We start from the raw sequence: 15,207 nt of genomic DNA, 5'->3' as shown, positions 1-15,207 counted from the left end.
CCGCCGTCGGGCACCCCACGAGGGCTCCCCCGACCCCGGGCACACCCGAAAGGAGGCCCCACCATGGGCCGCGTGTTCAACAAGGTCGCCATCGTCACCGGAGGAACCGGAGGCATGGGCGTCACCCACGCCAAGGCGCTCGTCGCCGAGGGCGCCAAGGTCGTCGTCGCCGACCTCGACGACGCCAAGGGCGAGGCGCTCGCCACCGAGCTCGGCGAGAACGCCGCGTACATCCACCTCGACGTGACCAAGGAGGAGGACTGGGACGCCGCCGTCGCGTTCACGCTCGAGACGTTCGGCCGCATCGACGTGCTCGTCAACAACGCCGGGATCGCGAACGCGGCGCCCATCACCGAGTTCACGCCCGACATGTGGCGCAAGATCATCGACATCAACCTCACGGGCACGTTCCTCGGCATCCACGCCGTCGCCCCGGTCATGGCCAAGGCCGGGCGCGGGTCGATCATCAACATCTCGTCGGTCGAGGGCATGCGCGGCAGCGCGGGCCTGCACGGCTACGTCGCGTCGAAGTTCGGCGTCCGCGGGCTCACCAAGTCCGTGGCCCTGGACCTCGGCCCCTCGGGCGTGCGCGTCAACTCGGTCCACCCGGGATTCATCAAGACGCCCATGACCGAGAAGATCAGCCACGACCTCCTGCCCATCCCCCTGGGCCGTCCCGCCGAGCCCGAGGAGGTCTCGCAGCTCGTCCTGTTCCTCGCGAGCGACGAGTCGAGCTACTCGACGGGCTCCGAGTTCATCATCGACGGCGGGCTCATCGCGGGGGTCCCGCACAAGTAGGCCCTCGCACCGGCCGGTCCGGTGGACCCGGGCGGGCGAGGCGGACACCTCGCCCGCCCGGGTCTACCTCCTCTCGCGTCCGGACCTGCCGGCGGCCGACGCGCACGCGATGCACAGCCGCGCGGTCGGGCGGGCCTCGAGCCGCGCCTCGCCCACGGGCCCGCCGCACGCCTCGCACGTGCCGTACGTGCTTGCGTCGAGCCGGGCGAGGGCGGCGTCGACCTCGGCGACCTGCTGCTCGGCGAGCCGTTGGAGCGCGCCGACCTGGGCTCGCTCGAACGCGATGGTCGCGCCGTCCGGGTCGTGCTCGTCGTCGGCGTTGGAGTCCTTGGACGCCTCGACGATCCCGGCCACCTCGCCGCGCAGGGCCTCGGTACGGGCCGTGCCCTCGTCGCGCAGCGCCAGCAACCGCGCCCGCACGACGGCGTCACGCGCCTCGGGTGCGCCCGTCACCGTGGCCCCGGGGTGTCCGCGCCCAGGGCGCTCGTCGACGGGGGCGGAACGGCCAGCTCTCTGAGGACGAGCGGCATCAGTCCGGGGAAGCGGCTGTCGAGCTCCTCGCGGCGCAGCCAGTTGCGGTGGCGCGTGCCGTCCACCTCCTGGCGGATCAGCCCGGACTCCCGGAGCACTCGCCAGTGCCTCGTGAGCGCCGACTTGGACACGCCGAAGCTGGAGGTGCTGCATGACGTCCCCGGGTCGGCGGCGATGTAAGCCACGAGCGCACGGCGGACGGGATCGGCCAGCGCCGACATGACCTCGAAGAGGTCGATCTCGTCCACGGCGGGGATCGTGAGCGGCTTCGCCAGACGACTGGCCACCTTCGCACCCTTCTCTCTCGGCATACGTTGCCATGTTCACCAGAGGGTGTACATTTCGATGTACGTGTTTCAGCGTACATCAGGTAGCGGTGCTGGACAGCGAGAAGACGACGTACGACGACTGGAGGAATGACCATGGCCAGGCTGGGGATCATCGGCAGCGGCGCGATCGGCGCCGGCATCGCACGACTCGCGGTCGCTGCTGGGCACGAGGTGACGATCGCGAACTCTCGGGGCCCGGAGTCGCTGACCGGGCTCGTCGACGAGCTCGACGGGAGAGTCCGGGCGGGTGACGTCGCCGAAGCGGCACGCTTCGGCGAGATCGTCGTCCTCGCCGTGCCGCTGTCGGCGTACGACGCCCTCCCGGTCGACGCGCTCGACGCGCTCGACGGCAAGGCCGTGCTCTCGACGGGCAACTACTACCCGTCGCGCGACGGGCGGATCGAGGACCTCGACTCGGGGGCCGTGACCACGGCCGAGCACGAGCAGTCGCTCCTGCCCGGCGCCGTGATCGTCAAGGCGTTCAACAACATCGTCGCGCACCACATCCCGCTGCTGGCGCGCCCTGCGGAGGCCCCCGACCGGTCCGGGCTTGCGGTCGCGGGCGACGACGCCGACGCCCTGCACGCGGTGTCGGAGCTGGTCGGCACGCTGGGGTTCGAGCCGGTCGATGCAGGCAGCCTCGCCGAGTCCTGGCGGTTCGAGCCAGAATCGGGCGCGTACACGAACGTCTACGCCGCCGACCCGGACCTCTTCGCCCGGGACTACCTCGCGGACAAGGGCACACCTCTTCCCCCTGATCGCCTGCGCGATCTCCTGACTGCGTCACTCCGCCCGGACGTCGCCGGACGCACCTTCTGAGACGCCGCACGTACTCCGGCCGAGGCGGGAGCCCACGAGGCCTTCGTCAGCCCGCCGCTGCCTCGGCAGCAGCCGGGGTCCCACCGGGCTCGTCGACTCCCCCGGGACTCTGTGGGTCCCCCGTGCAAGGATCGGAGCGTGCCCGTCGTCGAGTCGTCCGTGATCGTCCCCGTGGACCCTGCCACCGCTTTCGCGGTCTCGCAGACCACGGGCGACGTCCGTCTGCGCTGGGACCCGTTCATCCACTCCCAGCGGTTCCTCGACGACGCGACGGCCCCCGCCAAGGGGGTCCGCACCCTCACCCGGCACCGCGCGGGCCTGCGGATGGTCAGCGAGTACGTCTCGTACAACCCGCCGACCAACGTCGGGATGAAGATGGTCGAGGGCCCGTGGTTCTTCGCGAGCATGGCGGGCGGCTGGCGTTTCTCACCCGCTCCTGGCCGTGACGTAGAACACCCCGAGCACGCCGCGACGAGAGCCGTGTGGCGGTACAGCTTCACGTGCCGCCCCGCGTGGCTCGCTCCCCTGGCCGAGCGCATCGGGTCGTGGCTCCTGAGCCGCGACATCCAGCGGCGGATCAACGGTTTCGCGCGTGGCTGCGCAGATCCCGTGGTCCTCGCAGCGGTCCGCGAGCAGGCCCCACCGTCGGCCCCCCAGCCCGGGCTCGCGACGCCCGACCGCACCTGACCAGCAGCGCGACCCACCGTCGTCGGGCATGACAGGACTCCGTCCGGGATGGAAGAGTGGCAAACCGGTTTCGCGCGAACCGCACATCTTCCTCCCCGCGCCCCCACATCTCGAAGAGGTAGACCCATGAGCACCGCGATCTTCTACGACCGCCACGGCGGTGTCGACGTCCTGCGCGTCGGCGACGAGCCCGTGCCGGCGCCCGGTGACGGGGAGCTCGTCGTCGCTAACCGCGTGATCGGGGTCAACCCGGCGGACGTGAAGAAGCTCGCCGGGAAGTTCGGCGGTGCCGGTGAGTTCCCGCAGGTGCTCGGCTTCGAGGCCGCCGGGGTCGTCGAGGCCGTGGGCGAGGGCGTCGAGGGCTTCTCGGTGGGCGACGAGGTCGTCTGGAGCGGCACGGGGGCCCAGCGCGAGAGGTCGGTGGTCCAGGCTGCCAAGACGCGGGCCAAGCCCGCCAACGTGTCGTTCGAGCAGGCCGCGGTCCTGCCCGTCGCCGCAGCCGCAGCGTTCTCGGCGCTGGCCCAGGCCGGCGTCGGCGACAAGGACGTGGTGCTGATCCACGGGGCGTCGGGCGGGGTCGGTTCTGCGGCGGTGCAGATCGCGAAGGCCCTCGGGGCGCGCGTCGTCGGCTCGGCGTCCGCGGCGAACCACGACTACCTGCGCGGGCTCGACGCGACGCCCGTGGCGTACGGCCCGGGGCTCACCGAGGCGGTCCGCGCCCTGCCGGACGGGCTCTCCGCGGTGACGGCCGTCATCGACCTGGTCGGGTCCCCGGAGACCGTCGCCCAGACCGTCCAGCTCCTCGGACCCGACGGCCTGACCCGCGACGGCAGCCCGCGCGCCGTGACGCTCGTGGAGACCGAGGAGTCGCTCGCCGCGGGCATCGCGACCAAGACGTCCCGCAAGGGCGCGCTGCGCGAGGCGCTCGCGCTCGCCGAGGCCGGGCTGCTGACCCTGGAGATCTCGGCGCGCTTCCCGCTGACCGAGGCCGCGTGGGCCGTCCAGCAGGTCGCGGACGGGCACGTGCGCGGCAAGGTCGTGCTCGAGGTCTGACGCACCCTCAGCTCTGAGTGCGGAGTTCTTGTGCGACACGCCGGGCGTGTTGCACAAGAACTCCGCACCCAACGGTGCGCGTGGGTGCCGCATGGTTCGCTGGAACCATGCCTGCCGCCTCCACGCCCGACGACGCCGCTCACCTCGGCGAGCTGCGTCGCCTCGCCCTGGCCTTCCCGGGCGTCGAGGAGAGGGTCTCGCACGGACGCGTGACGTTCCGGGCACGGCTGCTGTTCGCGGTCCACGGCGGCATGACCAAGGCCACCCCCACGTCGCCCGCCCGGCAGTACCCGGACGCGCTGCTCGTCAAGGTGGACCCCGCCGAGGAGGCCGCGCTCGCGCAGGACCCTCGCTTCTTCGTACCGGCCTACTACGGGCCGGCCGGCTGGCTCGGGCTCGACCTCGAGGCCGCACCGGTCGACTGGCAGGAGGTCGCCGAGCTGCTCGACATGTCCTACCGCGAGGTCGCGGGCCCACGGCTCGTGGCCCGGCTCGACGCGGAGGGGTCGCCCGCGGGGCGTCGGTCGTAGCGGGGCGCCAGTCGTCGGGGCGTCGGTCGTAGCAGGGTCGGTCTGGACGGGACCGTCGGCGGTACGTCTTGCTCGGGCCACCCCCTCCCGATCCCCCGGACTCCCCGCGAGGTAGAACGTGCTGCGCGAGGTAGTACGCGCTGCGTTCTACCTCGCGCAGCACGTTCTACCTCGGCACCAGCACCCGGCTCGCGGCACCCCGGCACCGCCAGCCCTCGGCACCCGCGTACCGCCCCCGACGGTACCCGGGGCGGACGCGCCTTCCCTCCCCTCGGCGTAGCGTGGCCGCATGGTCGGCGACGGGAGGTCCACAGGGTCCCCGGGCGCTCCGTGGGGCCCGCCGTGGCGTGGCGAGCGACCCGGCCCGACGGGTCCCTGGTCCTGGTCGCACGACGGCAGCGAGGGCGGGCCGAGCGACGGCCCGACCGACCCCGTCGACCTCACCGGACCGTTCGACCACCGCCGTCCGCGCCTCTTCCTCGCGATCGTCACGGCGCTCGTCGCGGTCCTCGGCACCCTGGGCGCCGCGCACGGCCAGCCCGACGCCGAGCCCCTCGACGCGCTCGCGCTCGCCCTGGTGCTGGTCTCGCCCATGGTGCTCGCGACCATCCCGCGCCGCCACGTCCTGGCCACCACCCTGAGCCTCGCCGCGACGGGCGCCTACCTGCTGCTGGGCTACCCGTGGGGGCCCGTGCTCGTCCCGACGGTCGCGGTCCTCGCGGCCGTGATGCTCGCGGGACCCGCTGCGCACGGGCGCGTCGTCGCGTGGTCGGGCGTCGTGGTGCTCGCGGGGATCACGACCACGGCGGCGACGCTGCGGGGCGGGCCCCCCACGGTCGCGCTGCTCGGAGGGCTCGCCTGGACGACGGTCGCCCTGCTCGCCGCCGGCGGCGCCAGGGGGCGCGTCGCCCGCATGGCGGCGGTCCGTGCGGCCCGGCGCGAGCACGAGGTCAACGCCGTGACGGCCGAGCGCCTGCGCATCGCGCGCGAGCTGCACGACGTCCTGGCCCACTCGCTGTCGGCGATCAACGTGCAGGCGGGCGTCGGGCTGCACCTCCTGGACCGCGACCCCGAGCAGGCTCGTGCGGCCCTCGCCGCGATCCGTGCGACGAGCCGCGAGTCGCTCGACGAGGTCCGGACCGTGCTCGGCATCGTGCGCGCCGAGGGCGGCGAGGTCCCCCGCTCGCCCGCGTGGGACCTCGGAGCGCTACCGCGCCTGGTCGGGTCGGTCCCGGGCGTCGCGGTCGGTCTCACGGTCGAGGACGCCGCGCACGACGCCGCCCCTCGCCTGGCCGGGATCGTCTACCGCGTGGTCCAGGAGTCGCTCACCAACGTCCAGCGCCATGCGGTGGGCGCCACGCGCACGACGGTCGAGGTCCGGGTGGTCGGCACGGGCGACGCCTCGGCCCCCACCCCGCGCACAGGCCTGCCCCGCTCCCTCGTGGTCACGGTGTCCGACGACGGAGCCGCCCCCGCGGACCGGCCGGCGGACCCGTCGCGGTCGGGCGGGCACGACGACCGGCTCGACGCCGAGGGATACGGCCTGCGGGGCATGCGCGAGCGCGTGACCGACGCGGGCGGGACCCTCACGGCCGGCCCCGGACCGCGGGGCGGCTTCCTCGTCGAGGCGAGGCTCCCGTGGGAGGCGCGCGGCGCCGTCGGGCCGGACGAGGACCCCACCACCGACCGCACCCCCGCAGACCAGGAGAACCCATGATCCGCGTCGTGCTCGCCGACGACCAGAGCCTCGTGCGCGGAGGCTTCCGCGCACTGATCGACTCCGAACCGGACCTCCAGGTCGTGGGCGAGGCCGCGACGGGTGACGACGCGGTGCGGTTCGCGCTCGACCTGCTGCCCGACGTCGTGCTCATGGACATCCGCATGCCCGGCCTCGACGGGCTCGAGGCGACGCGGCGGATCGTGGCGGACCCGGCGGCGTCGGGCGTGCACGTGGTCGTGGTGACCACGTTCGAGCTCGACGAGTACGTGACCGAGGCGATCCGCAGCGGCGCGAGCGGGTTCCTCGTCAAGGACACCGAGCCCGAGAACCTGGTACGCGCCGTGCGGGTCGCCGCGGGCGGGGACGCGCTCCTCTCCCCGACCGTGACCCGCCGGCTGCTCGCGCGCGTGGCCGACGCGACGCGCACCGTCGCGCCCGTGCCCGGGCTCACCGACCTCACGCCGCGCGAGCACGAGGTCCTGGTCGAGGTCGCTCGCGGGCTGTCCAACGAGGAGATCGCGCGGGCGCTGTACCTGTCGGAGTCGACCGTCAAGACCCACGTCTCGCGCGTCATGACCAAGCTGCGAGCACGTGACCGGGCACAGCTCGTGGTCGCTGCCTACGAGGCGGGCATCGTGCGCCCGGGCTGGGGCCAGGGGCGCTGAGCCTGCCGGCCTCCCCCGGCCCGGGCGGTACCAGCGGGGTACGCGACAGACATCCCCGGACCGACGACGGACGTCGCCCCGGAGGGAAGCCTGGAGACGTGGCCGCATCCCGCGGCCGGACGCGGCGCCCGCCGCGCGTCACCAGCCCACCCAGGAGGCTCCCATGCTCACCACTCTCACGACCGCGACGACCGACGTCCTCGCCCACGGCGGCGCGGGCTGGGGACCGGGACCGTGGTGGTTCGTCTTCCCGCTGCTGTGGTTCGCCCTGTTCGCCACCGTGATCTTCCTGTTCGCCCGCCGCGCCAGGCGCGGCGGGCCGTGGGGGCACCCCGGCGGTCCGGGCGCCTGGCGCGGCGGCAACGACCCCGTCTCGATCCTGGGCGAGCGCTACGCGCGCGGAGAGATCGACGAGACGGAGTATCGCCAGCGCCTCGAGGTCCTCACACCCCGGGACCGCTGACCTCCCGGGAAACGCTGAGTGCGGAGCAGTTGTCGTCGATACGTCGCATCGACGACAACTACTCCGCACTCAGCGGGAGGCGGGTGGGACGTGGCGTCAGCGCGCCCCGACCAGCTCCTCGTCGGCGGCCGAGGCCGCAGGCTTGTCGGACGCGTTCGCGGTCGACGAGTCGACGTCCGACGCGACCGTGGACTCGTTCGACTCGTCCTCGTCGTCCGTGAACAGGTCCTCCACGTTCACGCCCTCGTACTGCTCGAGGTCGAGGATGCCCTCACGCTTGGCCACGACCGTCGGCACGAGCACCTGACCCGCGACGTTGACCGCGGTGCGGCCCATGTCGAGGATCGGGTCGATCGCGAGCAGCAGGCCCACGCCCGCGAGCGGCAGGCCCAGCGTCGACAGCGTCAGCGTGAGCATGACGATCGCGCCGGTCAGGCCCGCGGTCGCCGCGGAACCCACGACGGACACGAACGCGATGAGCAGGTAGTCCGTGAAGGACAGGTCGATCCCGAAGAGCTGGGCGATGAAGATCGCGGAGATCGCCGGGTAGATCGAGGCGCAACCGTCCATCTTGGTGGTCGCGGCGAGCGGCACGGCGAACGACGCGTACTCGCGCGGGACGCCGAGGTTCCGCTCGGTCACGCGCTGCGTCACGGGCAGCGTGCCGATCGAGGAGCGCGACACGAACGCGAGCTGGATCGCGGGCCAGGCGCCCTTGAAGTAGCTCGTGATCTTCAGACCGTTGGTCCGCAGGATCACGGGGTAGACGACGAACAGCACGAGCGCGAGACCGATGTAGATCGCAGCGGCGAACGTCGCGAGCGGGGCCAGCAAGTCCCACCCGTACGTCGCGACGGCGTTGCCGATGAGGCCCAGCGTGCCGAGCGGCGCGAGGCGGATGATCCACCACAGGACGGTCTGGATGATCGAGAGCGCCGAGCGGTTGAACGCCAGGAACGGGTCGGCCTTCTTGCCCGACTTGAGCGCCGCGATGCCGATGATCAGCGAGATGACGACGATCTGGAGCACGTTGAACGAGATCGACGTGCTCGCGCCGTTCACGACGCCCTCGACCTGCTCGATCTGCGTGCGCGCCCCGATGCCCAGGAAGTTGCTCGGGATGAAGCCGTTGAGGAAGTCGAGCCACGAGCCCGAGCCGCCCGGCTCGCTGCCGTCGGCCGCCGAGAGCGTGGTGTTCGCCCCGGGCTTGAGCACGAGGCCCAGCCCGATCCCGATCACCACGGACACAAGCGCCGTGATGGCGAACCACAGGATGGTCTGGCCCGCGAGGCGCGCGGCGTTGGTCACGTTCCGCAGGTTCGCGATCGACGCGACGATCGCCGTGAAGACGAGCGGCGGGACGATCGCCTTGAGCAGCGTCACGAACGACGAGCCGATCGTCGCGAGCGTCGTCGTGAGCCAGTTCGGGACCTCGTCGGGGGTGCCGGCGCCGGACGCCGGACCCATCGACAGCGCGGCCCAGCCGAGCAGCACGCCCAGCACGAGGGCGACGAGGATCTGGACCGTGAAGGACGGCGCCTTCAGGCGGCGCTTGGGCGCGGGGGCACCGTTCGCGGACTTCTCCGGCGCGGCGGGAGCCACGGCCTGCGAGGAGGAAGAGGAGGAGGGCACGGTTCTGCTTTCTTCGTCACGGGCGCGTGGGGCGCCCAGGGATCGCGAGCATCGCGAGAGGGAGGGAGCGCAGTCGTCCCGGCCCGGAGGAAGGAGGATCCCGACGTCAGGGACGCGAGCCCGTACGGGTCGCGCGCCTCGTGCGCAGCGCAGCCGGGGCGGGTCCGTGCAGCACGGGCTCGCGGCGGGCACGCCGAGGTCAGGAGGGTGGGGAGGACTGCTGTGCGGGCCGCGGGGCCCAGCGGTTCAGTGGGTCAACAACAGAGCGCGCTGGCGACTCGTCGCAGATCGACGTCACGGCGCGCGGTGAAGTTCCACCGGTTCAGCAAGGATTCGACTCCCGTTCGGGCCGGCCCGAGGACCGGCGGTGCGGGCGATCGTCGCCCGCGGCTACCGATAGTAGCCGAGGAAGGAACGCCGTCGGACCGTCGGTGTATTCCCTGGGACGCGGCGGCGTCTCCGCAGGACCCGCTACGGAGCCTCGATACGAAGCCCGGCCAGGGCCTCGGGGACGGGCGACCGCCCGGGCCCGCCCGCCCGCACCCAGCGGTGCAGCGCCTCGCTCGACGCGTCGCCGGCCAGCCGTTCGAACCAGACCGGGCCTGCCTCGACCCGGGCGGCGGGCGTGGGGCGCACGACGACCACGTCCCCGCGCTCGCACGCGTCGAGGCAGTCGACCAGGGTCAGGCCCGCGTCGCCGCTCGCGGCGATCGCCTCGACGCGCGCGAGCTGGCCGCCCGGGAGCGGGTCACCCGCGCCGAGCGTCTCGCCGACGCACAGGCGGCACACGGTCAGTCCGGGGACGGTCCTGCGAGGACGTCGCGTCGCGCTCCCGCCAGGATCCGTCCTGTCGCCCTCGGTCCTGCTCTCGTTCCCTCGCACCGGCCAAAGATACCCCCATGAGGTATTGGCCCCGGCCCCAGAGAAGTTGTGCAACAGCATGTTGCACCAATTCCTCACCACCCAGGCCAGGCGCGGGCGACTGAGCGCATGCAGAGCAGGTTCCGCCTCGACCAGCCCCGCTGTCCGGGGAACGCCGCCCGCAGGTCCGCCGCGAGCCGGTCGACGACCTTCGTACCCCAGCCCGCACCTCCTGGCGATCAGGGATGCCCTGGCCGATCGACTAGCACCGCCGCAACACTTCGATGTTCGCCGCCGGGGCCGCGCCTACCCGGCCGGCACGTACCCGATCCTTGAGCCGCGACAGCGGCTTGCCATACCCGTCCGGTCCGACCTCGATCGCGCCGCCCACGCCATCATCACAGGTGCACCACGCCCCCGCGAGACCGGCCATTCAGCCACCTCCGACGGACGCCGAAGATGGACTTCATGTCACTTCGCCGGATTGGGCGGTCTGCCTGCTTCCACGCCCCGCTGGCAGTCTGGCGACACAGCTGGGTCCTGTGCCTTCGGACTGAGGCCGTCGTGAAGGTCGAGGTCAGAGTACGAGGGTTCGGCGTCCTGGGTGCAGATCTGTCGACGCCACCAGCGGATCATTGCGTGACGTAGTCGTTGGAACACTCCGAGATCCGAATGCGAGGTGTGCACTCGTACGCCTCCCTCCGAGGGCTGCCCCGCGCGGGCAGCGTCTTGCTGCGAGGACCGGCGGGGTCTGTGCCTCGCCGCCTGTTGGGCGGCGAGGCACAGACCCCGTCTAGTTAGTGGTGCGTCGCTGACGTGCTGCCATGAGCGCCAGTGCCCCGATCAGGATGAGCAGAGCCGCACTTCCAGCGATCCAGCCGATGGATGCGCCGGTGAGGGCGAGGCCACCGCCTGGCTTGCCCGGGGTCCCGGGGTCGCCAGGCTTGTCGGGTGTCGCGCATGCCGTTGCGGTGTCGGCAAGGTCGTTGTGAGCGATGCCGGCCACGTTGGCGAACCCTCCGGGTTCCCCGGTGCCGGGGGCGGGGCAGGCGTATGTCGATGCGTCAGTGGTTGTGGGATCGACCTTCGCGTGGACCTGCACCTGGTAGTTGTGAATTCCTCCCGCCTCGAGTGGCACGTCGGTGGCCACGACGTTGACGGGGTCGCCCTCGCCTCCCTGACCGGTCCATGTGGCCGAAGGCGTCACGCCTTCGGGAGCGGACGTGACGGTCGAGGACGTCACGTCGATGCCGGTGCCGTACCGCAGACGGTCGGTCAGGGTGTAGTCGCCCTGGGCTGCACCGTCGTTGATAGCGACGATCTCGTAGGTGACTGCCCAGGTGCCGTTCGCGTCCTTGACCGGGTTGCCGATGATCGACTTGGTGATGTCGATCGAGGGCACCGGTGCACAGTCCGTGTCGGTCTGGGTGTTGCCGTTCTCGTCAGTCAGCGTCGCCGCGTTGTTCAGTCCCTGCTCGAGGGTGTTCGAGCCGGTCGGGGCGGTGCAGGCTGGGGAGCCGGTCCCGTCCTGGCCGATATCGGCGAAGTGCAACGACACGCCTGCGATGACGGTGACCCGGTAGACGTGCGGGGCGTACCCGTCATCGTCCAGGCCACCGATGCTGACATCGGTGGCGATGCGCTGGTCGCTGTCCCCGTCGAAGCCGGCGTTGAGGGCGATGCCCTCGGGGCCGGTGACGTTGACGGACTCGACCGTGATGACCGGTGCGAAGAGGAGCTCGTCATCCAGGTCGTACGTGGTTGCCTCGACACCGACGTTGCCCACGGTCAGGTCGTAGACGACCTCCCACTGCCCGCCGCCGACTGGCTGAGCCGAGACCAGGGCCTTGTCCAAGGTCGGCTTGCCGGGGCGCACGCACTCGTCGTCCGTGCCCTCCAGGGCGTTCCACCCGACCGAGGCGACGTTGTTCAGTGCGCCCGGGACCGCCCCGCCCTCGTCCGTGGTGCAGATGTCCGAATCCGGGACCTGCACAGCGGACAGATCAGCCGCGTAGCGGACCGTGACCGTGTAGGTGTGCACCACCGGTGCACCTGTCGCACCGGCGATCGGCTGCCCGGTCACCATGCGCAGGTTCTCCAGACCGTCGTAGGCCTCGTTGAACCCGACTCGCTCCGGGGCGTCGGTCACGATGTCCTGGATCCCCACGACCTGCACGCCTTCGCCCGGTGCGAGCGCATCGTCCAGGTCGTAGTGCCCACTACCCGGTCCGCGGTTGGTGACCGTGAGCTCGTAGACCACGTCGTACACGCCGTCCTCACCCTCGACCGGGGTCACCGCGCCCGACAGGGACTTGGTGATCTCGATCAGCGGCAGGGTGGCACATGCGTCGTCGCCAGTGGTCTCACCGTTGTGGGTGAGCTCGGTCGAGTTCGCCAGTCCCCCGTTCTCACCAGACCCGGGGGCCGGGCACTGCAGTGTCTCCGGGGTGACCACAGCCTGGTCGAGAGAGACGACGACCTGCACCTGATAGGTGTGGTTCGCGCCGGCCGTGAGCGTGACGTCGGTGGCGACGACGTTCTCCGCCGAGCCTGCAGCACCCTGACCGGTCCAGCCCGCGTTGGTCGCCACACCCTCAGGTGAGGCGGTCACCGCGGCGGTACCGATGACGATGCCCGCGCCGTACTGGAGCTGATCGCTCAGGTCATAGTCGCCTGCAGCCGCACCGGTGTTCGATGCGACCAGGTCATAGGTGATCGTCCATGTCCCGTCACCGTTGGGCGTGGGACCAGCACTGATGGTCTTGGTCACGTCGATCAGTGGCAGGGTGGCGCACACGTCGTCGCCCTGAACCTCACCGTTGTGGGTCAGGGTGGTCGAGTTCGCCAGACCACCGCTCTCCCCCGAGCCCGGGGCCGGGCACTGGAGCGCGCCAGGATCGATCGCGGCATCGTCCATCTCAACCGTGACCGTGACCCGATAGGTGTGAGTCCCACCGGCAGCGAGCTCGATCCCCGCGGCCACGACGTTCACGGGAGCTCCGTCGGCCCCCAGCCCCGTCCAGTCAGCGTTGGTCGTCACACCGTCCGGCGCCGTGGTGACTGCGGCCCTGACGATCTCGATGCCCTCGCCGTAGTGCAACTGGTCGCTCAGGTCATAGTCCCCCGCAGCCGCACCCGTGTTCCTCGCGACCAGGTCATACACGATCGCCCACGTCCCGTCACCGTTGGGGGTAGGACCAAAGCTGATCGTCTTGGTGACGTCGATCAGTGGCAGCGTGGCGCACACGTCGTCCTGCGCGACGGTCCCGTTGTGGGTCAGGGTCGTCGAGTTCGCCAGACCACCGTTCTCCCCCGAGCCCGGGGCCGGGCACTGGAGCTCGCCAGGATCGATGGTGGCCTCGTCCATCTGGACAGTGACCGTCACCTGATAGGTGTGAGTCCCACCGGCGGCGAGCTCGATCCCCGTAGCCACGACGTTCGCTGGGGCGCCGTCGGCGCCCAGCCCCGTCCAGTCCAGATTGGTCTGGACACCGTCGGGTGCGCTGGTGACCGCGGCGCTGGTGATCTCGATGCCCTCGCCGTAATGCAACCGGTCGCTCAGGTCATAGTCCCCAGCAGCCGAACCAGTGTTGGTCGCGACCAGGTCGTAGACGATGGTCCACGTCCCGTCACCGTTGGGCGTAGGCCCAGCACTGATGGTCTTGTCGACCGTGATCGCAGCGACCGTCACACAGGCCTCGGCCGAATCGGTCAGGCCGTTGTAGTTGATCCCCGCGGCGTTCGACAGCCCGCCCTGGGCTCCGCCTGGCTCCGCGGAGCACGGCGTGATCACCGGAGCCCCCTGGNTCGGTCAGGCCGTTGTAGTTGATCCCCGCGGCGTTCGACAGCCCGCCCTGGGCTCCGCCTGGCTCCGCGGAGCACGGCGTGATCACCGGAGCCCCCTGAGCACCCTCGGCCAGGGCAAGGACGACCTCGACCTGGTAGGTGTGGGTGCCGCCAGCAGCGAGCTCCACCACAGAGGCGATGACGTTCTCCGCCGCGCCCTCAGCCCCGAGACCGGTCCAGGACGGCGAAGCCGTCACACCSTCYGGGGYGGTRGTCACAGCGCCCGAGCGGACCTCGAGGTCGCCGTCAGCGGTCATACGGTCGCTCACGTCGTACGTGCCCTGAGCTGCGCCGGTGTTGGTGGCCACGACGTCGTAGGTGACCGTCCACGTCCCGTCACCGTTCGGTGTCGGCCCCGCACTGACCGTCTTGGTCACGTCGATCAGCGGCAGGGAGGCACATGCGTCGTCCTGCGCGACGGTCCCGTTGTGGGTCAAGGTCGTCGAGTTCGCCAGACCGCCGTTCTCACCCGAGCCCGGGGCCGGGCACTGAAGTGTCTCCGGGGTGACCACAGCCTGGTCAAGAGAGACGACGACCTGCACCTTGTACGTGTGCGAGGCCCCCGCTCCAAGCGCGATGCCNCCGGGGCCGGGCACTGAAGTGTCTCCGGGGTGACCACAGCCTGGTCAAGAGAGACGACGACCTGCACCTTGTACGTGTGCGAGGCCCCCGCTCCAAGCGCGATGCCAGTGGCGACGAGGTTCTCCGCGTCGGAGTCCAGCGCTCCGAGCCCGGTCCAGTCAGCGTTGGTCGTCACACCGTCGGGTGCGCTGGTGACCGCGGCGCTGGTGATCTCGATGCCCTCGCCATAATGCAACCGGTCGCTCAGGTCATAGTCCCCAGCAGCCGAACCAGTGTTGGTCGCGACCAGGTCATAGGTGATCGTCCATGTCCCGTCACCGTTGGGCGTGGGGCCGGAACTGATGGTCTTGTCGACCGTGATGGATGCGACCGTCACACAGGCCTCGGCCGAATCGGTCAGGCCGTTGTAGTTGATCCCCGCGGCGTTCGACAGCCCGCCCTGGGCTCCGCCTGGCTCCGCGGAATCGGTCAGGCCGTTGTAGTTGATCCCCGCGGCGTTCGACAGCCCGCCCTGGGCTCCGCCTGGCTCCGCGGAGCACGGCGTGATCACCGGAGCCCCCTGGGTGCCGTCTGCCAGGGCGAGAACGACTTCGACCTGGTAGGTGTGGGTGCCGCCAGCAGCGAGCTCCACCACAGAGGCGATGACGTTCTCCGCCGCGCCCTCAGCCCCGAGACCGGTCCAGGACGGCGA

At 71.3% G+C, this 15,207-nt stretch carries 11 protein-coding genes and 2 pseudogenes; 8 read left to right on the top strand and 5 right to left on the bottom strand.

Annotated elements, in window-relative coordinates; all coding sequences use genetic code 11:
* Positions 1–63: 63 nt before the first annotated feature.
* Positions 64–798 carry a glucose 1-dehydrogenase gene (locus tag ASE27_RS00070; RefSeq protein WP_056644391.1) on the top strand — a complete coding sequence of 245 codons (735 nt, stop codon included), beginning with the start codon at positions 64–66 and terminating at the stop codon, positions 796–798.
* 63 nt (positions 799–861) lie between these two features.
* Here ASE27_RS00070 and ASE27_RS00065 read toward each other — a convergent pair whose 3' ends face one another.
* Complete coding sequence (locus ASE27_RS00065) at positions 862–1,251, bottom strand: TraR/DksA C4-type zinc finger protein (protein WP_231907778.1); 390 nt, start codon at positions 1,249–1,251, stop codon at positions 862–864.
* Positions 1,248–1,616 carry a helix-turn-helix transcriptional regulator gene (locus ASE27_RS00060; protein WP_056646386.1) on the bottom strand — a complete coding sequence of 123 codons (369 nt, stop codon included), beginning with the start codon at positions 1,614–1,616 and terminating at the stop codon, positions 1,248–1,250. The genes ASE27_RS00065 and ASE27_RS00060 overlap by 4 nt, the downstream gene beginning before the upstream one ends.
* Before the next feature lie 114 nt (positions 1,617–1,730).
* Here ASE27_RS00060 and ASE27_RS00055 point away from each other — a divergent pair.
* The 7 genes and pseudogenes from ASE27_RS00055 to ASE27_RS00025 all read left to right on the top strand — a co-directional run.
* Positions 1,731–2,477: pseudogene (locus ASE27_RS00055) on the top strand (NADPH-dependent F420 reductase); the annotation flags it as partial.
* Between the two features lie 138 nt (positions 2,478–2,615).
* Positions 2,616–3,164, top strand: coding sequence for a type II toxin-antitoxin system RatA family toxin (locus ASE27_RS00050; RefSeq protein WP_056644388.1), 549 nt, complete (start codon positions 2,616–2,618; stop codon positions 3,162–3,164).
* A 126-nt stretch (positions 3,165–3,290) separates the two neighbouring features.
* Positions 3,291–4,217, top strand: a complete 927-nt coding sequence (locus ASE27_RS00045) for an NADP-dependent oxidoreductase (RefSeq protein WP_056644385.1) — start codon at positions 3,291–3,293, stop codon at positions 4,215–4,217.
* Between the two features lie 107 nt (positions 4,218–4,324).
* On the top strand, positions 4,325–4,747 hold the full coding sequence (locus ASE27_RS00040) for an MmcQ/YjbR family DNA-binding protein (protein WP_056644381.1): 423 nt from the start codon (positions 4,325–4,327) through the stop codon (positions 4,745–4,747).
* A gap of 289 nt (positions 4,748–5,036) precedes the next feature.
* Positions 5,037–6,464, top strand: a complete 1,428-nt coding sequence (locus ASE27_RS00035; RefSeq protein WP_056644378.1) for a sensor histidine kinase — start codon at positions 5,037–5,039, stop codon at positions 6,462–6,464.
* The gene (locus ASE27_RS00030; RefSeq protein ID WP_056644375.1) at positions 6,461–7,132 is read left to right on the top strand and encodes a response regulator transcription factor; all 672 of its coding nucleotides are present in this window, start codon (positions 6,461–6,463) and stop codon (positions 7,130–7,132) included. Before ASE27_RS00035 ends, ASE27_RS00030 begins: the two co-directional genes overlap by 4 nt.
* A 163-nt stretch (positions 7,133–7,295) precedes the next feature.
* The gene (locus ASE27_RS00025) at positions 7,296–7,595 is read left to right on the top strand and encodes an SHOCT domain-containing protein (protein ID WP_056644373.1); all 300 of its coding nucleotides are present in this window, start codon (positions 7,296–7,298) and stop codon (positions 7,593–7,595) included.
* A 96-nt stretch (positions 7,596–7,691) separates the two neighbouring features.
* Here ASE27_RS00025 and ASE27_RS00020 read toward each other — a convergent pair whose 3' ends face one another.
* The 3 genes and pseudogenes from ASE27_RS00020 to ASE27_RS21135 all read right to left on the bottom strand — a co-directional run.
* On the bottom strand, positions 7,692–9,197 hold the full coding sequence (locus tag ASE27_RS00020) for a dicarboxylate/amino acid:cation symporter (protein WP_056644371.1): 1,506 nt from the start codon (positions 9,195–9,197) through the stop codon (positions 7,692–7,694).
* 501 nt (positions 9,198–9,698) lie between these two features.
* Positions 9,699–10,109 carry a hypothetical protein gene (locus tag ASE27_RS00015; protein ID WP_235534180.1) on the bottom strand — a complete coding sequence of 137 codons (411 nt, stop codon included), beginning with the start codon at positions 10,107–10,109 and terminating at the stop codon, positions 9,699–9,701.
* A 74-nt stretch (positions 10,110–10,183) separates the two neighbouring features.
* Positions 10,184–10,303 (bottom strand): annotated as a pseudogene (locus tag ASE27_RS21135) (DUF1016 domain-containing protein); the annotation flags it as partial.
* Positions 10,304–15,207: the final 4,904 nt, after the last annotated feature.

Origin of the sequence: Oerskovia sp. Root918 (assembly GCF_001428945.1) — a bacterium.
In the GTDB taxonomy this organism is placed as follows: Bacteria; Actinomycetota; Actinomycetes; order Actinomycetales; family Cellulomonadaceae; genus Oerskovia; species Oerskovia enterophila.
This window is presented reverse-complemented; position numbering and strand designations above follow the sequence as displayed.